The sequence below is a fragment of the Pseudoalteromonas sp. OF5H-5 genome (assembly GCF_021530695.1).
Lineage (GTDB): Bacteria > Pseudomonadota > Gammaproteobacteria > Enterobacterales > Alteromonadaceae > Pseudoalteromonas.
In genome coordinates this window covers 109,618-130,070 of sequence record NZ_JAKGBF010000005.1, presented here as the reverse complement: position 1 = coordinate 130,070, position 20,453 = coordinate 109,618, and the positions used below count along the sequence as shown (strand labels likewise).

Annotated in this window: 17 protein-coding genes; 9 read left to right on the top strand and 8 right to left on the bottom strand. The window is 42.7% G+C overall.

Features of this window, described 5'->3' with window-relative positions; genetic code table 11:
• Position 1: 1 nt before the first annotated feature.
• From L1271_RS09245 to ilvY, 3 genes are all read right to left on the bottom strand, one after another.
• Positions 2 to 1,828, bottom strand: coding sequence for an Ig-like domain-containing protein (locus L1271_RS09245; protein WP_102057014.1), 1,827 nt, complete (start codon positions 1,826 to 1,828; stop codon positions 2 to 4).
• Positions 1,829 to 2,137: 309 nt separating this feature from the next.
• A complete protein-coding gene (locus L1271_RS09240) occupies positions 2,138 to 2,833 on the bottom strand; it encodes a response regulator transcription factor (protein WP_010373828.1) in 696 nt (231 codons plus the stop codon).
• 63 nt (positions 2,834 to 2,896) lie between these two features.
• Positions 2,897 to 3,790, bottom strand: coding sequence for an HTH-type transcriptional activator IlvY (gene ilvY / locus L1271_RS09235; protein ID WP_102057015.1), 894 nt, complete (start codon positions 3,788 to 3,790; stop codon positions 2,897 to 2,899).
• Positions 3,791 to 3,895: 105 nt separating this feature from the next.
• On the opposite strand from ilvY, the gene ilvC reads away from it, so the two are divergent.
• The 4 genes from ilvC to L1271_RS09215 all read left to right on the top strand — a co-directional run bounded on the left by ilvC (position 3,896) and on the right by L1271_RS09215 (position 9,882).
• Positions 3,896 to 5,368 (top strand): ketol-acid reductoisomerase, encoded by a 1,473-nt coding sequence (gene ilvC / locus L1271_RS09230; RefSeq protein ID WP_102057016.1) that lies wholly within the window; start codon positions 3,896 to 3,898, stop codon positions 5,366 to 5,368.
• A 270-nt stretch (positions 5,369 to 5,638) separates the two neighbouring features.
• On the top strand, positions 5,639 to 7,540 hold the full coding sequence (locus tag L1271_RS09225) for a methyl-accepting chemotaxis protein (RefSeq protein WP_102057017.1): 1,902 nt from the start codon (positions 5,639 to 5,641) through the stop codon (positions 7,538 to 7,540).
• Between the two features lie 195 nt (positions 7,541 to 7,735).
• Positions 7,736 to 8,938 carry a tetratricopeptide repeat protein gene (locus L1271_RS09220; RefSeq protein WP_010605098.1) on the top strand — a complete coding sequence of 401 codons (1,203 nt, stop codon included), beginning with the start codon at positions 7,736 to 7,738 and terminating at the stop codon, positions 8,936 to 8,938.
• Between the two features lie 8 nt (positions 8,939 to 8,946).
• Positions 8,947 to 9,882: a M20/M25/M40 family metallo-hydrolase gene (locus L1271_RS09215; protein ID WP_102057018.1), complete on the top strand. Its 936-nt coding sequence runs from the start codon at positions 8,947 to 8,949 to the stop codon at positions 9,880 to 9,882.
• On the opposite strand, the gene L1271_RS09210 is transcribed toward L1271_RS09215, so the two are convergent.
• Positions 9,810 to 10,142, bottom strand: a complete 333-nt coding sequence (locus L1271_RS09210; protein ID WP_102057019.1) for a GIY-YIG nuclease family protein — start codon at positions 10,140 to 10,142, stop codon at positions 9,810 to 9,812. The two genes, L1271_RS09215 and L1271_RS09210, sit on opposite strands and share 73 nt — an antisense overlap.
• Before the next feature lie 181 nt (positions 10,143 to 10,323).
• On the opposite strand from L1271_RS09210, the gene L1271_RS09205 reads away from it, so the two are divergent.
• Positions 10,324 to 10,683, top strand: a complete 360-nt coding sequence (locus L1271_RS09205; protein ID WP_010605101.1) for an outer membrane protein assembly factor BamE — start codon at positions 10,324 to 10,326, stop codon at positions 10,681 to 10,683.
• A 305-nt stretch (positions 10,684 to 10,988) separates the two neighbouring features.
• On the opposite strand, the gene L1271_RS09200 is transcribed toward L1271_RS09205, so the two are convergent.
• Together L1271_RS09200 and L1271_RS09195 are read right to left on the bottom strand one after the other, a co-directional pair.
• Positions 10,989 to 11,324, bottom strand: a complete 336-nt coding sequence (locus L1271_RS09200) for an RnfH family protein (protein ID WP_102057020.1) — start codon at positions 11,322 to 11,324, stop codon at positions 10,989 to 10,991.
• The gene (locus L1271_RS09195) at positions 11,324 to 11,758 is read right to left on the bottom strand and encodes a type II toxin-antitoxin system RatA family toxin (RefSeq protein WP_102057021.1); all 435 of its coding nucleotides are present in this window, start codon (positions 11,756 to 11,758) and stop codon (positions 11,324 to 11,326) included. The genes L1271_RS09200 and L1271_RS09195 overlap by 1 nt, the downstream gene beginning before the upstream one ends.
• A 141-nt stretch (positions 11,759 to 11,899) precedes the next feature.
• Here L1271_RS09195 and smpB point away from each other — a divergent pair, with 141 nt between their 5' ends.
• Positions 11,900 to 12,382, top strand: coding sequence for an SsrA-binding protein SmpB (gene smpB / locus L1271_RS09190; protein ID WP_010379116.1), 483 nt, complete (start codon positions 11,900 to 11,902; stop codon positions 12,380 to 12,382).
• 82 nt (positions 12,383 to 12,464) lie between these two features.
• Here smpB and fabB read toward each other — a convergent pair whose 3' ends face one another.
• Entirely contained in the window at positions 12,465 to 13,679 is a 1,215-nt protein-coding gene (gene fabB, locus L1271_RS09185) for a beta-ketoacyl-ACP synthase I (protein WP_102057022.1), read from the bottom strand.
• A 176-nt stretch (positions 13,680 to 13,855) separates the two neighbouring features.
• Here fabB and mnmC point away from each other — a divergent pair, with 176 nt between their 5' ends.
• A complete protein-coding gene (mnmC, locus tag L1271_RS09180; protein ID WP_235367655.1) occupies positions 13,856 to 15,841 on the top strand; it encodes a bifunctional tRNA (5-methylaminomethyl-2-thiouridine)(34)-methyltransferase MnmD/FAD-dependent 5-carboxymethylaminomethyl-2-thiouridine(34) oxidoreductase MnmC in 1,986 nt (661 codons plus the stop codon).
• Positions 15,842 to 15,922: 81 nt separating this feature from the next.
• On the opposite strand, the gene L1271_RS09175 is transcribed toward mnmC, so the two are convergent.
• Positions 15,923 to 17,413: a DUF3612 domain-containing protein gene (locus L1271_RS09175; protein ID WP_102057024.1), complete on the bottom strand. Its 1,491-nt coding sequence runs from the start codon at positions 17,411 to 17,413 to the stop codon at positions 15,923 to 15,925.
• A 145-nt stretch (positions 17,414 to 17,558) separates the two neighbouring features.
• Here L1271_RS09175 and L1271_RS09170 point away from each other — a divergent pair, with 145 nt between their 5' ends.
• Together L1271_RS09170 and L1271_RS09165 are read left to right on the top strand one after the other, a co-directional pair.
• Positions 17,559 to 18,047 carry a malate synthase gene (locus L1271_RS09170; RefSeq protein WP_102057025.1) on the top strand — a complete coding sequence of 163 codons (489 nt, stop codon included), beginning with the start codon at positions 17,559 to 17,561 and terminating at the stop codon, positions 18,045 to 18,047.
• Between the two features lie 94 nt (positions 18,048 to 18,141).
• On the top strand, positions 18,142 to 20,328 hold the full coding sequence (locus L1271_RS09165) for a cation:dicarboxylate symporter family transporter (RefSeq protein WP_235367654.1): 2,187 nt from the start codon (positions 18,142 to 18,144) through the stop codon (positions 20,326 to 20,328).
• Positions 20,329 to 20,453 lie beyond the last annotated feature (125 nt).

Sequence of the window (20,453 nt, the reverse complement as noted above, 5' to 3'; positions counted from 1 at the left end):
ATTACCAGTTGGCAACATTCTCAGCATCAAAATCATATGCAGTTGCAATGATTTCTCGCGCTTCCAATAAAGCAGTCTTATAAGCTTCCACTTTATCTGCCGCGAATTCAGGCTTATCACCCATCAATTCATGGATTTTAACAAAATCTGCATCTGTGACAGGAGAAAACGGATTAAACTGAAAATTTAATGCGAAGCCTTTCATTTCAGACCAGTGCTTTGCTACTGCATAGAATTGATCAGCATCAAAATCACCTGATGCGATATCGTCTAAATCACCATCATCATTTGAGATTGTATCATTGATATAATGCACAACGGTTGCAGCGATCGACTTTTCCCATGCTAGCAACGCTTGATTACGCAATGTTTCTAAGCGCGCTTTGTCCTCATCTGACCACTGCGCAACATTAGTACCAACATTAGCGTTGATAAGTTTACGTGCTTCAATAAACGCTAATTGTGCTTGAGCAGTTAAGTCCGTTGGGTTAGCGTTAGATTTAGTGCCACGGTCACGCTTTGCTGCATTTGTTGAGTTACCAAAGTTAAATTCAGATAGTAGATCGATTTTGCCGTCATTATCCAAATCATGATAACCACTTGCATACGCTTCACGGCCACCTTTAGCTGAAAGTTCATCATCTGTATAGTCTAGATAATCAACAGCAGCACCGAAATAGCCATAGCCTTCATCAAACTTGTGTTCAAGTTCCGTGTAGCTTTTGCCATCCGCTAATGTCGCGTTATCAGCTGACTTTTCACCAATGAGTAAATCATCTAGATAATCGTCCGCACCTTGAGAAAGCGACACTGCACCGTTTAAATGTTTTTGCATTAGCTGGGCAAGATCAAGACCTTCCGGTGTTACATATAGTTTGTTCAGCGTGATAGCTGTGCCATTATGCTCTGCTTTGATTGTTGAGCCATTTTCAAACTGCTGAAGTTGCGCTTGTAGCAGGTCTAAATAGTGTAGGGCTAAACCTTCAGGTGTTTTTGGCTGTGTACCAAAGTTAACCCAACCAGCCATGACACCATCCTCTTCCCATGCTTTATGCATATTAGAGGTATCACGTCCCGCAATTTTACCACCTTCGCCAGCGACGTTTTTAAGCGAGCTTGAAATATCTCCTAACGTGGTTTGTGCTGCGTTTGCCGCAACAGCGAAATCAAGGGTTTCATCCAACACTACTGTATCTGTCGGCATCAAGAACATTTTGATCTCTGCAATTGCTGCTTCAGCCGTTTTTTGGCCAGAGGCGTTACCTACAGTTTCATTATTAAGCTTACCCATTAAGCTTTTGATATGAACCATAGCCGCGTGACGTGCGATTTGGCCAGAGTAAGAAACTGAAGACTCACCTTGAGCATTATTGAAGGCATAGCGGTTTACACCCGCTTTGTTTTCTTCAGCAATTTGTTGAACAGCAATTTCAGCTTCAACTTCTGTTTTTTCGCCTTTGCTGTCAGTTGCCGTGATAGTTACCGATACTTTACCGCTTTCAACCTGTTCGAAGTTTAGTGCGTTTGCAGCTTTGAGCTTAACCGCACCGTCAACAATTTCAAAACGGTTGTCAGAGATGGTTAGTGTCAATGCACTTACTTCATCGCTATCGTCAGAAAAAGAGATATTTGCAACCGCAGCACCAAGCGTATCTTCGGATACTGACGCACTGTCTACGGTAATAGTAGGTGCAGCATTGGTGGCTGGAGGTGGTGTTGTGTTGTTATCATCGTTGTCATTTGAATTGCTGCTAGAGCCACCACATGCGGTGAGGCCTAAACTTGCAGCGAGAATAGCAGTCGTTAACAGAGACTTTTTAAGTGCCATTGAATTGTTCCTTTGAGACTAATTATGTTTATATTTTCATAACTAGGTGTAAAGTATACACACACCTAAATAGCAATCAATATTATTTGCATTGTATAAATAACAATTTTCTCAAATTTGTGGTCCAAAAATTCAGCGGCGGGCGACTGTATAAACATTGAGGAGATAAGAATAATACAGTTAAAACAAAGACATAAATCCATTAGTACGAATTTATGCCTTTATTACGTATAACTTTTCATCAAATTTCATCGAATTGAGCATTCGAAAAATTCGAAGTATCTTTGCGTTAAATCAAATTGTTACTTTTTAGTTCCAAACATCGGTAACAAATAGGTAACCTTGACGCCAAATCGTTTTGATCTTCTCTGGTCGACTTGGATTATCATGCAGCTTTTTACGCAAGCGAGAGATTCGAACGTCTATTGTCCTAGTATCTGGGCGATAGTATTTGCCTAGGATCTGCTCGTATACAAAGTCACGTTTCACTACTTTGCCGCCATTGCTCGCAAGTAACCATAGCAACTCAAACTCATGGGTTGTGAGGTCAATGCGCTCCTGCCCATAACTCACGCGCCTGGTGTTTTTGTCGATATGCAGCTGGCCAAAGGTTAATTGCTCTGGCTCATCGTCAAACTGCGAGTTTGCAGCTTGCCTTCTTAACACTGCATCAAGTCGAGCTCGCCATAATCTAGGCTTTGCATCTTTGGAAATAACTTCGTCAGCACCGAGCTCTAAAAACAGGCTGTGAACATCCTCGTCATCGCTGTCAAGACTGACGATCACGGGAGCTTTAAATCTTTGTCTAAATTGGCTGATTGAATCGCAGGTTGGTACGGATGCGATAGCTTGATCAAGCACGATACCGTTAATAGATTTCCCTGAAAAACCGTTCAATTGACCTAATTCCCTCAACAACTCAACAGTATAGCCTTGCTCTTCAAGCATTTTTTGTTGTGATGTCAATATATTGTTATTGCTTTGTGCAACCAAGATAGTGGACACGGACGCACCTCATTCATTCAACATGGATGAACACAGTGTAGTCACGCAACCTGAATGGATGCTTTACAGCGTAAATAATCCTTTTGCCGTATCCCAAAGTGCTTTAACAACTGGGTCATATAACCGTTTATTCTTAGTTACAAGTCCAATTTCAATTTCATCCGATCTAAGCTGCAAAAGCTGAACTTGATTCTTAAATGGACTTTGACTAATTACTATCTCGGGGACACACGCAATACCAAACCCTAAACTCGCAAGCGCAACCATAGCTTCATGGCCCGAAACATGCGCATAAACTTTAGGAACAAAATTGTGTTTTTTGCAAAAGTTATCAATTCGATCTTTTAACACACCTTGCTCTGGCATAATAAAAGACAGCCTCTGCCACGGCATTTCACTATGACTGTATTCATCAATAATAGACTTAAGCGGACAGTCCATCGTTGGGCCAATGAACACCAATCTCGAACGGCCGATTGGCAAGTACTCTATACCGTTTGGTAGATGTTTTGGCTTCACCGCGACCGCAACATCTTCCTTACCACTGGCCACTTCCGCTATTGAATGCGCGGGATCACCAGTAATAAGATTTAACTCTACTTGCGGGTACAGATAGCGAAACTTGGAAAAAAGGTCATAAATAAAACTGTAAGTCGCGGTCACTGAACAAAATAAACTCAGCTCACCAGTCAAAGGCTTATCATCGTCAACGCATTCACTCTTAAACTGCCGCCAGCTTGCCAACGTCGCTTGCGCGTAATGAACAAACGCTTTGCCTTGCTGAGTCAGCTCAACGGTGCGATTATCTCGTAGGAATAAAGGCGCGCCAACTTCCTCTTCTAACTGTTTGATTTGACGACTTAATGTCGGAGGACTTACAAAACAGCGCTCACTCGCTCGGGAAAAGTGCAGCGTATCTGCAAGTGCCAAAAAATATTTAAGTTGTTTGTGATTCATAGTATTTCACCTTTTGAAACACTATAGTTCAAATATATCATTTTACGCAATCAAAAGTTCGCCCTACTCTGACTTCAATCTATTTCTACAGAATCAGGAAATATCATGTCGAATTACTTTAATACTTTATCTTTACGTGAGCAATTAGCTCAGCTTTCTCAATGTGAATTCATGGATCCAAAAGAATTCGAACAAGGTGTCGACGTTCTGATTGGTAAAAAACTGGTCATTGTTGGTTGCGGTGCACAAGGCTTGAACCAAGGTCTAAACTTAAGAGATTCTGGTTTGAACGTCAGTTACGCACTACGTCCTTCAGCAATTGAAGAAAAACGTCAATCGTTTCTTAATGCATCTGAAAACGGCTTTATTGTTGGCACTTATGAAGAACTCATTCCTGAAGCGGATTTGGTCCTAAACTTAACGCCTGACAAGCAACATACTTCAGTTGTAAACGCAGTAATGCCGTTAATGAAAAAAGGCGCAACACTTGCTTATTCTCACGGCTTTAATATTGTCGAAGAAGGTATGCAAGTGCGTGAAGACATCACCGTAATCATGGTTGCACCAAAATGTCCTGGTACAGAAGTACGTGAAGAGTACAAGCGCGGCTTTGGTGTACCTACGCTGATTGCAGTTCACCCTGAAAACGACCCAGAGGGTAAAGGTCTCGCGCAAGCTAAGGCATATGCGGCGGGAACTGGTGGTCATCGTGCTGGCGTATTGCAGTCATCATTTATTGCTGAGGTAAAATCAGATCTAATGGGTGAACAAACCATCCTATGTGGTATGTTGCAAACTGGCTCACTACTATGCTTTGACAAAATGGTAGAAGAAGGCATTGAACCTGGATATGCATCAAAGCTTGTACAATATGGCTGGGAGATCATCACCGAAGCACTAAAACACGGTGGTATCACCAATATGATGGACAGACTGTCTAACCCCGCCAAGTTACGCGCATTTGAACTGAGCGAGCAATTAAAAGACGTTATGCGCCCACTTTACAACAAGCATATGGACGACATCATCAGTGGTGAGTTTTCAGAAGGTATGATGGCTGATTGGGCTGAAAACGACAATAAATTGCTTACATGGCGTGCAGAAACCGCACAAACCGCGTTTGAAAAGCAAGCGAATACGGATGCTGAAATTTCAGAGCAGACTTTCTTCGACCAAGGTATTCTAATGGTTGCTATGGTTAAAGCCGGTGTAGAGCTGGCGTTCGAAACCATGACAGCGGCTGGCATTATTGATGAATCAGCTTACTACGAATCACTACACGAAACGCCGCTAATCGCGAATACCATTGCGCGCAAAAAGCTGTTCGAGATGAATCGTACTATTTCAGACACCGCAGAATATGGTTGTTACCTGTATAATCACGCATGCCTACCACTATTGAAGCCATTTATGGAATCAATCACAAAACGTGAGATTGGTGAAGGTTTGTTAGACAGTGACAATTACGCTGACAATCAAAAGCTCATCGCTGTAAACCGTGCGATCCGTAACCATCCGGTAGAAAAAATAGGTGAAATCCTTCGCGGTTACATGTCAGATATGAAAAAGATTGTTTAGTAAGTAGAAATAAATTTGCGTCAATAATATAGCAAACTAGTTCGCTTGTTAGTAACCAAGGCCACTTTCCACCCTGAGATTGTGGCCTTTTATCTCTGTTTCTCAACATAACCTCCCATTTAACTCAAATACAGTTAACACTAAATACTGAGATTAACTTTATTTTATAAACCAAAATTATTTTTTTGTGACTTGGATTGTTACTTGTTCCGAGCTGGTTATTTACTATGCTAGAATAATCGGTTCCACGGGATTACACACACAAATCGAATGCAAAACACAGGTTTAACAATTACTCAAAGAATTACCCTTCTGGGTAGTCTCATTGCGATTGCTGTCGCTTGTTTAATCGGGTTTACCTCGCTTTACAGCGCCAAAACGCTCATTAATGAACGCATGATGCAATCTGAATTGCCAAGCAAGATAGAAAGTATCAATAAATCATTAAGCAAGCAGATAGACACGTTGAAAAATGCAGCCGAGCAGCTTTCAAGCAATTTATTAATCACCCAAAGTGCCAAGCAAAATACTTTGGATGAAAAACTTCTTGTCAACGAACTCAAACGTATTGCGGCGCAGTATGACTTAGTTACGGCTTCTTGGGCTAACCGCGAAACCAATCAATATTGGAATCAAAATGGCTTTCTGCGAGTACTAAATAGAGAGCAAGATGGTTGGTTTTTCGGCTTTACCACTAGCGGCTCGCCATACTCTATTAGTATCTATCAAGAAGCGCCGGGCGATGTAAAAATGTTTGTAAACCATCAACAACTAAGCGGTGTTGGTTTAGCTGGGCTTGCGAAAAGTATTGATGATATGCAGGCGATGCTTGCTAATATGAAAATCGAGCAAAGTGGCTTTGTTTTCGTCATTAATAGGCAAGGTACGGTGCAATTGCACCCAGATGCAAGCAAAGTCGCAAAGTCCTCAATTGAAGACTTTTACGGCCAGCACAGTCGCGATTTTACCTCCACACGTGGATTTGTCGTTAAAGAGTTGGAAGTGGGTGGCGAAACCAATTTAGTTGCAGCGAGCCCAATTCCAAACACAGATTTGCTTGTTATTGCCCAAGTGCCAACCAGTGAAATCAATAGTGGGATCACTTCTTTGCAGTGGCAAATCATTGGTTTTTCGATAGTAATTGCGCTAGTGGCGAGTTTTTTTAGTATGCTACTGGCTAAGAACTTAAGCGCGCCACTAAAAAAGATGGCAGATTTATTTGAACAGCTTGGTAGCGGCGACGCAAAACTCAATTATCGTTTACCAGACTCAGCACAACCTGAACTTCATGCTTTGGCTGGCGGCTTCAACCAGTTTATGGCTAAGATCGAAGAAGCTATCCACATGGTTGCGGAAGAGAGCCGTTCAATTCGCGTGACGAGCGAAGCCGTGTTTAAACAGAGTCAGCAAAACTCTCAATCTCTTGATGAACAAAAGTCTCAAACCATGTCTGTTGCCGCGGCAATCAATGAAATGGGCGCGACAGTACAAGAGATCGCGAGTAGCGCGACCAACACGGCAAAATTGACAGAAGAAAGTAAAGCGTCAACCAAGCGCAGCCGTCAAGGTGTGCAAGAAAGCCAAGAAACACTTCACTTGCTTGCAGGTGACATCGAAAATATGGCAGGTCAAGTCGCTACGTTGGCCGATAAAACCCAGTCAATTGCCAATATCGTTGATGTGATCAGAGGCATATCTGAACAAACCAACTTGCTTGCACTCAATGCTGCGATTGAGTCTGCGCGAGCGGGTGAGCACGGTCGTGGGTTTGCCGTTGTTGCAGATGAGGTGAGAGCACTTGCGAGTCGTACATCACAATCTACCGACGAGATCCAAGCAACGATATCTGAATTAACTCAGGTGTCTGGCGCTGTCGTAAACCAAATCCAACAATCCAGTGAACAAGCAGAGCAAAGTGTTCAAACGATGCAATCGTCAGTGGAGTTAATGTTGGAAATCTCGGAAACCGCAAATCAAATAAATGACATGACCGCGCTTATCGCAACAGCGACAGAAGAGCAAAGTAATGTCGTTGCGGACGTCGGCCGCAACATCGAGCAAATTAGCGAAATTAGCGATGCCGTGATGAACGAGCAACTTGACACGGAACAAGCAATTCAGCGTCTTGCTGCATCAGCAAAAGCGCTTGATGATCTCGTCGCGAGCTTTTAACCTCTGCTCAACTCTAAAGTAAGCCTGCATGTTTCCTTGTAGGCTTACCCTTTCAAATTGTCTCTTTGTTACATGGTGTAACAATCACACCGCGCAAATTTTGCAATTATGGTCTAAATTCAATAATAGTAAGGGCCAAAGGTAAGCAATTAAGCCATAACTAAAAGTCAGCCGAATGCCCAATCTGGAGGTTGTATGAAGATAGTAATTCAGTTCTCTATTATTGTGCTTAGCATTATTTTACTTAGTGCTTGTAATAGCACTCCCAAAGCGACGATTGATAGATCAATTCTTAATGCAAATCACCAATTTACTGTTCACAAAGTTGAGTCGTATTCTGATGTCTTTCAACTCAATAACCAAATTCGCATTAAATTAGAACAATACTTTCACAACGGAGAGATAGGCCTTAAACGTGCTAAAATGCTGATGAGATTTTTGGTAAGTAGTGGAGATGATTCACTTTCTTACCTTTCAGGTGCAAATTTAACTGCAAATCAAGCATTTAATAATATGAACGCGAACTGCTTGTCCTTATCTATACTAACTCACGCTATTGCTAAGCAGCTAGGCTTACGCAGCCAATTTCAACAAGTACACATACCTGAATATTGGGATGAGAGCCAAGGCTATAGCCTGCTAACAGGCCACGTCAACATCAAAATTTTTGAAGTAGATAACACACAGGACTCAGTTAAAACTTTATATGTTAAACCAACTGCGGTCACTGTTGATTTTGATCCTAATAGCCGCTCTCAACACTTTAGTACTTCACCAATTAGTACAAATACTATCTTATCTATGTTCTATAACAACAAAGGAGCAATGGAAATGATTAGTGGTAACTTAGATATGGCATATAGCTACTACAAGGCAGCCGTAGAAAGCGATCCCTATCATGACGGCGCCTGGGGGAACCTCGGTATTTTATACCGTATAACAAACCAGTACGACCTCGCCGAGCGAGCCTATAATCAGGCCATTGCCATTAACCACGATAATCGAAATGCACTAAGTAACCTTGCTAAACTCTACCACCTGACGGAACGAGATCATGAAGCTAGCATTATTGAAGCAAATATCCATAATTTGAGAAAAAGCAACCCTTATTACATGTTGGTATTAGGGAACGAAGCCTTTAAACAAGGAGAGTTAAATCGCGCTAAGCATTTTTATCAAAAAGCTTATCAACTTGATCGCAACGTTCATGGTAGCTACTTTGGGCTGGCAAAAGTTGCCTATGAGCAAGGCGATAGAAAAAAAGCAGAGTATTACCTCAACAAGGCATACAAAGCATCTGTCTTCGAACACGACAAAGCGCGCTACGAAGGCAAACTGGCCTTATTGAGAGGAGTTGCTAGTAACCAATTGAATTTAACAGACAACGATGAGAGATAACAATAATAATGAAGAAATGTTCTTTCAAGCTAATCGGCATGATGCTGGCCGCGATATGTACCACGAATGTATTGGCTCAGTCGCGACATCAAGGTATTGCTAATGTTGATAATATATTGGTGCAAGATTTACAAGCTCTCACAAGTGCTCGTCACCAAGGCCGTAAAAGTGGTGCTCAATCGCCTAACATCAGTGCCCAATATATTTTTGCTGCTTTTGAGCAATTAGGTGGAAACCCGATCTATCAGCACTTTACCTTTAGAGCAGGTATTTTTAGTAAGGACGCAGGTCACAACGTCACGGCGATTTTACCTTGCACTCAACCTCGATGTGATAAGGCCATCGTTATCAGCGCGCATTACGACCATTTAGGAACCACAGGACAAAGACATTATCCAGGTGCCAATGATAATGCATCTGGCACCGCTGCAATGTTGCACATTGCGAGGCAACTTAGTAAAACAAATCGCGCTCGCGATATATTGTTTGTCGCAACCGATGCAGAAGAGCGCGGCTTACATGGAGCGAAACATTATGCCAAGCACCTTAAACGAGAAGTTGAGCTCAATATCAACCTTGATATGTTAGGAATAAATAACAACAACCGTTTATTTGCATTGTTTTCACCGGGTTTCAAGGAATATAAATCTGAGCTCCAGAACAAGGCGCAATCTTCAGTAAAATTGACCATAGTATCGTCACAACGACAAATTGAGCGTTATATAAATAACCCAAGAGTTGATTGGCACAAAGCAAGCGATCACTACGCCTTTTATCGCCAAGGGATCCCCTATATTTATTTTGGTATGGGTGAAGATAAACATCATCACACCACCAGGGATACACTAGAGAATATGGATCTAAATAAGTATCAGGCAGGGGTTAACCTCATCAATGACTTTATTTTGTCATTAACTCGTTCACCTTTTGACTCTACCAGCTGAATTTTTTGTGCTTTTGTCAGCTGCTTAACATGCCACTCAAGTTTTGCAGCTTGAGATTTAGTACCTGCAGCACATTGAAATTTTAACGTTAAGGGCCCTTTACCTTTTAAATTTTTTGCCCCCTTCCCAGCCTGATGCTGCTCTATGCGCCGCTCTACATTGGTTGTTATTCCTGTGTACCAATGACCAAAGCGCGTTTCTAGGATATATAAGCTCCAAATAGCTTGGTGATCCGTTTTATTGGGCTCGTTAAGTAACATTTTTCCTAGCACTAACAGGCTCTCCTCAAAATCTTATCAATGACTTCTACCACACATGGCAGCTCTTGCAACTTATCTGCGAACTTTTTACACTTAGTGCAGTCCAATTCCGCTAAGAGACTTTACCTTCTCTGTGCAATCGGTATCATGCAAATAACTGATAATAAGGATACACAATTTCATGCTGTCTAATAAAACCCTTTCTGTTTGGCTCAGTGCTGTAGTTATGACGGTATTTATGTCTGGCTGTTCAAGCTGGATTTATCGCATCAACGTGCCACAAGGTAATTTCTTAGAGCAGTCAGATGTAGATAAACTTCGCGTGCAGATGACCAGAGAGCAAGTGCTATATGTGCTAGGTACACCGCTTGCTAAAGATACTTTTAACAACAATATCTGGCATTACCAGTACGTATTTAATATTGATAGAGACTCAGAGGTCAGAAAGTCATTTAGCGTTTATTTCGAAAATGACAAACTAGTTCGCGTGAGCGGCGACTTCGAAGAGCCGGAAGAATTTAACACCCCTTTAGACTCGTAAAGTCAAAGGGCACACATTGTTTCGTAGTCAAAGGGGAAAGGTATTTCCCCTTTTTTAATTAGCCTGAGGTTTGGATAAGGAATGAGCTAACTCATTGTTTTTAATACCACATTAAATTATACCCTTATCTAGCCAGAGAGTTTTAGGGATAACACCGCTTCCGCGTCCTGCTCTCGCTAAGGTACCTACATCCTGTAGGCAAGGCGAATTTACGCACCAATAGTTGGCTATTGGAAGTGAATTCAACGCAGTTAGCGCTAAAACTGGCTGCTAGAAAGGCATTAACTATCCGAAGTTCAGGTTAATTATTCCTTATCTCCTAAAGAGACAGGTCGCCCACCGGTAACTTTGCTTGCACGGCCCTCTTCTTTTGCTTTTTCCGCACGGCGTCTGCGCGCCTCTTTTGGGTCTGCGATTAATGGACGATAGATCTCTATTCTGTCACCGTCACTCACTACTTGATGTAATTTTACTGTGCGATTCCAGATCCCAAGCGTCAAGTCATTCGCATCTATCTCTGGGCATCTTTCTAATATCCCTGACTGTAGTACCGCTTGCTCAGCTGACGTCCCCTCAGGCACATCAACCGACAATGACGTCGCGCTGTCAGGCAATGCAAATACCACTTCAACCTTTATCATCATCTCGCTCCGTAAACAATTTTGGCTCGCTGGGTAAACGCAGATACCATATTCTTGGCCACTTCATTGAATAGCTTGCCAAACGCCATCTCAATTAATTTGCTCGCAAATTCAAACTCTAATTTTAAACTCACCTTACAAGCCTGTTCATCAAGCGCGGTAAATTCCCAATAACCATTTAAAGACTTAAATGGTCCATCTACTAGGCACATTTTTACTCGATTGCCGTCAAATTCATTTTTTGTGGTAAACCACTTTTTTAGGCCGGCTTTCGAAATTTCTAGACTCGCGGTCATCCCTTGATCATCATTGCTGATAACTTTTGCATCTGAGCAATGCGGTAGAAATGCGGGATAAGCGTCAACATCATTGACCAATTCAAACATTTCCTTGGTGCTATACATCACCAAAGCACTTTTTTCTATCTGTGGCATAGACACTCCAAATCTTAATACAAGGATTTTACCAAGGTTTTGCAGATTTATCTTGTTTGCAGCCACTGACTAAGTAAAAATACGTCACATTAATGAAAAAGCGCTGTCTTAAAACAGGATTTATAGGTAGACTAAGCCATTATGGCAAAGAAAAATTCAAGTAAATCAAATAGCAATACCATAGCGCTAAATAAAAAAGCGCGTCATGAGTATTCACTACATGAAAAGTTCGAAGCAGGTATCGAATTACAAGGCTGGGAAGTAAAAAGTATCCGCGCCGGTAAAGTCAATATCTCAGATACTTACATCCATATCAAAAACGGCGAAGCCTATTTGTTGGCCAGTCAAATTCAACCGTTAAATAGTGCTTCTACACATGTGATATGTGATCCGCTTCGTTATCGTAAACTGTTACTAAATAAACGTGAAATCTCACGTCTTATCGGTGCAACCGAGCGTGATGGTTATTCTCTGATAGCCACAGCAATGTACTGGAAAAAGTGCTGGGTAAAACTCGAGTTCTATCTTGCGAAGGGTAAAAAGCAACACGATAAACGTGCTGATATTAAAGACCGTGATTGGTCACGGGATAAAGAACGTTTGATGAAACACAATGTACGTTAATTTATTTTAATATACGAACAGAACGAAAAAAGCAGGCTTAGCCTGCTTTTTTGTGTTTGATATCAAGTTAAGTGTAAAGCGCTTAACCTTTGTACTTTTTCATCACAAGTGTTGCGTTAGTACCACCAAAGCCAAAGCTGTTGGACATCACGGTGTTAAGCGGTCCATCACGGCGCTCGGTTACAATGTCTAAACCTTGTGCTTGTTCGTCCAATTCATCAATGTTAATTGATGGTGCAATAAAGTCATTATCTAGCATCAGCAAAGAGTAAATCGCTTCATGCACGCCAGCCGCACCGAGTGCGTGGCCTGTCATCGCTTTAGTTGCACTAATAGCCGGAGAATTATCGCCAAACAACTCTTGAATAGCACCTAACTCTTTCACGTCACCAACTGGTGTTGAGGTACCGTGCGTGTTTAGGTAGTCAATCGGTGCATCAAGACCTTGCATCGCTTGTTTCATACAACGTACAGCGCCTTCACCTGATGGTGCTACCATATCGTAACCATCTGATGTTGCACCATAACCAACGATTTCAGCATAAATGTGCGCGCCGCGAGCAAGTGCGTGTTCTAGCTCTTCAACTACCACAATACCGCCACCGCCAGAGATGACGAAACCATCACGATTTGCATCGTACGTACGTGATGCGCGCTCAGGCGTTTCATTATACTTAGTTGACAACGCACCCATGGCATCGAATTCCATCGCCAATGTCCAGTGTAGCTCTTCACCGCCACCAGCAAAGATAACATCTTGTTTGCCTAGTTGAATTTGTTCAACAGCATTACCAATACAGTGTGCTGATGTTGCACATGCAGAGCTGATTGAGTAGTTCACACCTTTAATTTTAAATGGTGTTGCCAAACACGCAGAAGTCGTGCTTGCCATGGTGCGTGGAACCATATAAGGCCCTACACGCTTTACGCCTTTTTCGCGCAGAATATCAGCTGCTTCAACTTGGTACTTAGACGAACCACCACCAGAACCTACGATAAGGCCTGTGCGTTCGTTTGATACTTGCTCTTCTGATAGCCCTGAATCTTCAATTGCTTGCGCCATCGAGATATAGGAAAACGCTGCCGCGTCCCCCATAAAGCGATGTGCCTTACGGTCAACGAGAGATTTTACGTCGATATCTATTTTACCAGACACTTGGCTACGTAGGTTGTAGTCTGCAAATTCTTGGTTAAAAGCAATACCGCTCTTACCTGCTTTTAATGACTCTAAAACTTCTTGCTTGTTGTTGCCGATGCTCGAAACAACACCGATCCCCGTAATAACGGCTCTTCTCATGGGTTTATTCCCTTCGATATTACAAATTATGCGTAGTATACGCTGAATTTTAGCGCCAAGTGGTCAGCTTTCCAGCGTACACATGTACTCTGAACCTAAATAACTAAAAATGCAACCAGACTATTGAGTCGAAAGACAGTAAAATAGTTCCCAAATAGTCGAACATAGAGTCTTTCATGATAAAAAACGCTCAAATACACTTCAACGATGCTGGTACCCCTGTTGCCGATAGTTTTGACGATGTCTATTTTTCCAACGATGATGGGTTAGCTGAGTCACATTACGTCTTTTATACTCAGAACCATATCGACGAGCGGTTACAAAATCATGGCAAAGACCGATTTGTCATCGCAGAAACTGGTTTTGGTACTGGATTAAACTTTCTCAACGCTTGGTATCACTTCAACCAGCGTAGCAAAGACGCATGCGTTAACCAACTCCACTTTGTCTCATTTGAGAAATATCCAATCCATATTGATGATTTAGTTAAAGCGCTACAAGCTTGGCCTACGCTTGCCCCGCTCGCCGAAAAACTCTGCCAGCAATATCCGATGGCCCTTGAAGGATGCCATCGCCTAGAGTTTGATAATGGTCAAGTGACCTTAGATTTATGGTTTGGTGATATTCACGATAATTTACCACAACTAAGTTTCGAACAAGCCGGATTTGTCGATGCGTGGTTTTTAGATGGCTTTGCTCCGAGTAAAAACCCAGATATGTGGCAACAAAGCTTATTTGATGCCATGGCCAATATGAGCCGGGATAGCGCTACTTTAGCAACATTTACCGCAGCGGGTTTTGTCCGCAGGGGACTACAAGACGCCGGCTTTGCGTGCAAAAAAGTCAAAGGGTTTGGTCGCAAACGCGAAATGGTGGTCGGAACGCTGAGCCGTGCCAATAAAAACTCCAATACTCCAGCGTATTACAGCACCACACCGCGTAAGCTAGAGAGTATCGCTATTATTGGCGGCGGTATTGCCTCAAGTTGTTTGTTGTATCACCTTAGTAAACGTGATCTTGGCGCAACACTTTTTTGCCAAGACGACGCGTTAGCCAAAGGCGCTTCTCACAATCGTCAAGGCGCGCTATATCCAAACCTGCAAGCAGATCACACGCCATCGAGCGAGCTATACGCTCACAGCTTTTTATATGCAAAGCGCCTTTATCAGCATATTGCAAATACAGGCTACCACTTCGCACACGATTGGTGTGGCGTACTCTTGCAGTCCGTTAGTGAGGCCAAACGAGCGCAACATCAAAACCTAGCCGAAAAGGCAACTTGGCCACATGATTTAATTCATGCCGTCGACGCCAAGCAGGCTTCAGCTATCGCAAACACCATGCTGCCCTACGGTGGACTCTATATTCCAGAGGCCGGTTGGCTAAACCCTGCAGAGATAACGCAAGCAGTGTTTGATGCAGCTCACGCGTTAAAAGCAGTTTCGACTTATTTTAATACTGACATACAAAAGCTCGAAAAAACCGAGAGCGGCTGGCTGTTACACAGTGAAGATAATACGTTTGGGCCGTTTTCAGATGTATTTGTCTGTGGCGGTGAGCACTCTGACCGATTCGAGCAAACCAAACATGTTCCTTTACACGGCGTCCGCGGTCAGGTCTCTCATGTTGATGCTGGAGAAGAATCACAAAAACTCAATACCGTACTTTGCCATAAAGGGTACTTTACTCCTGCAATGGATGGGCAACATTGTATGGGCGCGACATTTGAAAAAAACAGCAAAAGCCGAGAGGTAAAAGCCGAAGATGATGTAGCTAACCGTGCCCAGCTTGAACGCTTTTACAAAGACACGGAGTTAGCCGCGAGTCTTGGCGAAGTCACCTCGGCAAAAGCCGCTGTACGTTGTTGTTTTAACGATCATTTGCCTATGCTTGGTCAAGTCCAACATAACGATGAGTTTTGCTCGGCCTTTGCCAATTTAAGAAAGGGAAAACACTATGGTTTTGGAAATCCAGCACTACCCTATCAAGGAATTCATATTGTTACCGGTTTTGGCGCACGAGGACTGTGCAGCGCTCCGCTGGTTACTGAGCATTTAGTTGCAACTCTACTTGGCGAAGCAAGACCTTTAAGCGAGCGAGTACATCAGGCAATCCACCCTGCCAGATTGCTCGTCAGAGATTTAATTAGAAGTAAAATCTAATAATGGCTAAGGCATAACATCACCTAGATCTAGATATTATGCCTTAGCGCTATACGCCCATTACACGGTAGAATTTCAATATCAATTGCTAACGGAGGAGAGCGCATAACAACTAGGCTTTCTCGGGCAGCTTTTTCCTCGAGTACAAATCACCCGAACTGAGCCCTCAAGTCCTCTTTCAATCCACTGGATATTTAAAATCTTGGCGACACGGAGTAATTGGGTTTTCATATGATAGGGCACCACGCTCGCGCCACCATGGCTAATACAAGCTTTTTGTAACTCTCCAATCAAGGCGTCAGCATCAATCCCTTGTGCATTAATAGCAGGATTGAGATCAAGACCCGCGCACAGCACCCTTGGACGATTCGCAACATCAACAATTTTTACTGACTCACAGCAATACAGACGCGGTTTGCCATTGACGTTCAGGATCGAAAGCTGAGCACTGGCACTATTGCTATCATCATGAAATTTACGAAATACGGCCCAGTGCTGACACGGATCGGCAACGCTACGCATATTGCCCCAAGGTAAAGGAATGCCATTGCCCCGATACACCGCCTTGAGTTTACCGGCTTGATAAGCATCAAAATAATGCCAATGTGGATAAGGTGAAACCGATGTCATTCTGCGCATTGCGACGGAAGCAGAAATACCAAGTTGCTCATGGACGCGCACATCGTAACCTCGGCTTTCGAGTAACTGCCGAAATGGTGTACGGGGACACAATAAGGCCCCTGCAAAGAAGCTCGATTCAAAATCCTGCCACGCGCTCAAAATATCCTGAGCATTTGGAGTATCATGATCGGGGTTATCGTTACTTTTACGACTTTCTCCAGTAGTGAGTACACATTCTAAACCCTCACTATTGTGAAGCACGGCATGGCCAATATGAACGGCTAAATCGTATTTCATTCTCGCGGGATGTGCGTGCAATGCGCGATTTATAAACACCATGTTTGGCTCTTTGAAATAAGAAGTGATCATCCCCTCTCCGTCAGGCGATGATTGCTCAAACCACTCCACTTTTCGACCTTTTGCTATCAAAATTGCCATGAGATCATCACAGCTGAGATAGAGATTTTTACCTCCCACTTCATCGGCTGCTCGCTCTAAATCAGGAAAGTGGTTTTGATGGTGTTCTTGGTGGGCACGGATCAAAAGGTGCGCAAACTGCCTACCACTGATCCCCGCTTGGGATAGCATTTCTGGAATCGCAATTTGTAATATCTCTTTGGCAAATAGAAAGTTGGGCTCTAAAGCCATCCCCATTATCCCACCGAAATTGCCTTTATCTGGCGCTATCTCCGGTGCTTCAGGTTGACTGTCTAAAAACCACTCAATCGGTTTTTGAAATACATTAGAGAAGTTTTCGAGCATCGCTTCGCTTGGCGTACGCTGGCCTCTTTCAATCATTGACAGGTAGGAAACGGAAGGCGCGCTGGTTGGATCTTGCTTAACACATCGAGCCGACAAATCTTCTAAAGTCAGATGGTTACGCTTTCTTAGATTTCTTATTTTAGTACCCAAAAAGTGAGACTTTCTAATTAAGCTTGCAACTTTTGCCATGATTTCACACCCCATTTTTGTGAAATTCACACTGTGAAATTCTTTTTGTGAAATTATTTGAATATTTAACTTACACTCAAAATGTACACGAAACAACCAGAATATATTTCCCAATTTATGACAACATGAACAAGTGAGGTGGATCATGGCAGCGCAATTACAACCGCATACAGAGCAACCAATTGACGATACGAAAGCGCAACAGTCAATGCTGGCAAAACAGTATCTTGATGAACAATGTCCTTTAGAGTTTGGCTCACACATGGAGGTGACAGACTATGTGGTTTACTACAATCACCTGCTTGCGTTTTTTGCCAACGGCACCCATTGTGGTTTAAAAAATTGTAGCCAATTCGTCGCGCTTTGCGGTCACCGAGAAACGCCTGAGGCTGTTTTGCTAAAACAGGACGATGGCTTACATATTGAAATTACCTTCAATCGCACCGGAATGCTCGGCCAATTTGATAGCGCCCATATCGAAGATATCATCGTCGAAACGCCACTGGCGTCTGTGGTTGGTAAAAAGACTAAAACCCAGCTACAAAAACTATGGATGAGCTTTTATCACGGGGTGCAACAACCAGCAGGAAAAGCCTGTTATCGTGCCAAAAATGGGGATGATTATGAACTTTGAGTAAACACTCGATAATTTGTAATCAAATCGCTCAAACATTCAGTAAGTTTTAAGCTAAGCTAATTAAAATACCGCTCTTTTTTCGACTGAGCACATGACTAAATTGCTTAATTTTCTAAAAAACATTAACTGGATGCTTTGGGCGCTCATACTTGGCATTTTTGCTGGTTTAGTTTTCGGTGAACGGTTATCATTTTTAAAACCTATCGGTACAGGTTTTGTAAACCTGATGCAAATCACCATTCTCCCCTATATTGTCGTCAGCCTTATCGTGGGTTTAGGCAAATTTAATCCCGAACAGGTTAAAAGTATTCTTGCAAAAGCGGCGCTAGTCATGATCTCCATTTGGGTGGTAGGTCTTGCTGTGATCTGGTGCTTTATTATGACATTACCAGCGCATGATGCCGGGACCTTTTTCTCCCCGGCACTGGTCGCCGCTGCTCCCGAAGTAGACTTCGTCAAACATTATATTCCCGCTAATCCATTTGCTTCTATGGCGGAAGGTAATGTACCTGCCTTAGTCATATTTTGTATTGCGCTAGGTATGGCGCTTATTTCCAATCAAAAGAAAAACCGTTTACTGGATGTGTTAGAAGTCGTTGGTCAAGGTCTGTCGGTGATTTCCAAGAAGATCATTGCCATCTTCCCTATCGGCATTTTTGCGATGACAGCAAGCACCGCTGGCACCATGAGTGCAGAAGAACTGTCTGAATTGCAAGTATACTGGGTTGTCGTTTTATGTGTCGGCGTGTATTTGATGTTAGTACTACTCCCTATGCTTGTTGCCGCACTCACCCCTGTTAAATACCGCGACCTCATCATGGTTATGCGTAATGCATGGATAACCGCATTTAGTACCGGAAACGTTTTTATTGTATTGCCAGTGATCACCGAGGGGATCAAAGATCATTTACGCAAAATTAAGCAAAGCGACGAAAGCTCTGATCACATCGCTGAGGTGTTAGTGCCTATCGCTTATACCTTCCCGAGTTTAGGAAAGCTTACGACCCTCATTTTTGTCTCTTTTGCAGCATGGCTTACCGGCAACCAAATCGGCATCGAACAAATTCCTAATGTGTCTTTGTCGGCGATGCTAAGTTACTTTGCTAACGTACATATCGCTATTCCCTATTTGCTCGATACCTTGCGTGTCCCGGCTGATACTTATCAGTTATATCTATCAATGTCAGTACTCACCGCAAAGGTGGTTTCACCGACCACTGTGGTGTATATCTTCGCATTTGTATTTTTATGTATTTTCATCAACCGCAGACAATTACACCTAAAACGCGTGCGCTCGGTTTATTATTTAACGCTACTATCTGCACTACTCCCAGCATTTATGTTGTTGAGTTTTACGGCAAATAATTACCTCGGTAAACAAACTAAATCGGCCGATGAGGCCATTGCTAATATGGTGATCTCAGATACCGTCCCTGCTCATGTGCTTAGCTATGTCCCTAAAGCATACCAAAGTGGTGAGTTGTCTTTAACGAATATCGATGTGATTAAAAAACGTAACCTGCTGCGTGTCGGATATCTTATCGATAATGTGCCATTTAGTTACTTTAATCAAAAAGACCAGTTAGTGGGTTTTGATGTCAGCCTAGCACATAGGCTCGCATCCGACCTTGGGGTTAAAATCGAGTTTATTCCTTTTAAAAAGCCACAACTGGCAGAGTATCTCAACAAGGGATATTTCGATATTGCAATGTCCGGCCTTGAAATTAATATTGCCGACTTACAAAGCGTGCGCTTTAGTGACAAGGTATTGGAACTGCAACTAGCGCTCTTGGCCAAAGATCATGATTTGAAGAAGTTTGCTGACAAGTCAGCCCTACTTACGCTTGATAAGCTGAATTTAGCTCACGTTGAGTATGCTCCGTTACTCAAACAATTGGCGCAGCAAAACCCTAAGGTAAAAGTATCCGGTATTAACAATTTGCAAAGCTATTTTAAGCACCCAGAAAGATATGACGCCTTAGTGATCAGCGCAGAGGCGGGCTTTGCATGGAGCATGTTTTACCCTGAGTTTGGTGTTGTGGTGCCGGAAGGGGCGAGTTTGAAATACCCCGTTGGATTTGCTGTCGCCAAGCGTAATCAAGATTTACTGAGTTATGTAAATGCGTGGCTGACTATACAGCATACCAATGGCCGTATTGAAAAAACTTATGATTACTGGATCTTAGGAAAAGGTAGTGTACAAAAGCAAACTCGCTGGTCGTTAATGGATGAACTTGAAATCGACCCTAACACACTTATTGATAAACTGAAGTTCTAATACTAACGGAATAAAAAAACGCCGTCAGTTAACACATTAACTGACGGCAAGTCTACTCACTGGGCGAGCTAGCTTTCAAGCTCACTTTAACCTTAGCCAAACCACAAAATAAAACAAGTTTTTAA

What these genes read in the sequence shown, in the direction of transcription:
- L1271_RS09245 (WP_102057014.1), bottom strand. Translation starts at nt 1,828, where the DNA reads ATGGCACTTAAAAAGTCTCTGTTAACGACTGCTATTCTCGCTGCAAGT.
- ilvY (WP_102057015.1), bottom strand. Translation starts at nt 3,790, where the DNA reads ATGAATCACAAACAACTTAAATATTTTTTGGCACTTGCAGATACGCTG.
- ilvC (WP_102057016.1), top strand. Translation starts at nt 3,896, where the DNA reads ATGTCGAATTACTTTAATACTTTATCTTTACGTGAGCAATTAGCTCAG.
- L1271_RS09225 (WP_102057017.1), top strand. Translation starts at nt 5,639, where the DNA reads ATGCAAAACACAGGTTTAACAATTACTCAAAGAATTACCCTTCTGGGT.
- L1271_RS09220 (WP_010605098.1), top strand. Translation starts at nt 7,736, where the DNA reads ATGAAGATAGTAATTCAGTTCTCTATTATTGTGCTTAGCATTATTTTA.
- L1271_RS09215 (WP_102057018.1), top strand. Translation starts at nt 8,947, where the DNA reads ATGAAGAAATGTTCTTTCAAGCTAATCGGCATGATGCTGGCCGCGATA.
- L1271_RS09210 (WP_102057019.1), bottom strand. Translation starts at nt 10,142, where the DNA reads ATGTTACTTAACGAGCCCAATAAAACGGATCACCAAGCTATTTGGAGC.
- L1271_RS09205 (WP_010605101.1), top strand. Translation starts at nt 10,324, where the DNA reads ATGCTGTCTAATAAAACCCTTTCTGTTTGGCTCAGTGCTGTAGTTATG.
- L1271_RS09200 (WP_102057020.1), bottom strand. Translation starts at nt 11,324, where the DNA reads ATGATAAAGGTTGAAGTGGTATTTGCATTGCCTGACAGCGCGACGTCA.
- L1271_RS09195 (WP_102057021.1), bottom strand. Translation starts at nt 11,758, where the DNA reads ATGCCACAGATAGAAAAAAGTGCTTTGGTGATGTATAGCACCAAGGAA.
- smpB (WP_010379116.1), top strand. Translation starts at nt 11,900, where the DNA reads ATGGCAAAGAAAAATTCAAGTAAATCAAATAGCAATACCATAGCGCTA.
- fabB (WP_102057022.1), bottom strand. Translation starts at nt 13,679, where the DNA reads ATGAGAAGAGCCGTTATTACGGGGATCGGTGTTGTTTCGAGCATCGGC.
- mnmC (WP_235367655.1), top strand. Translation starts at nt 13,856, where the DNA reads ATGATAAAAAACGCTCAAATACACTTCAACGATGCTGGTACCCCTGTT.
- L1271_RS09175 (WP_102057024.1), bottom strand. Translation starts at nt 17,413, where the DNA reads ATGGCAAAAGTTGCAAGCTTAATTAGAAAGTCTCACTTTTTGGGTACT.
- L1271_RS09170 (WP_102057025.1), top strand. Translation starts at nt 17,559, where the DNA reads ATGGCAGCGCAATTACAACCGCATACAGAGCAACCAATTGACGATACG.
- L1271_RS09165 (WP_235367654.1), top strand. Translation starts at nt 18,142, where the DNA reads ATGACTAAATTGCTTAATTTTCTAAAAAACATTAACTGGATGCTTTGG.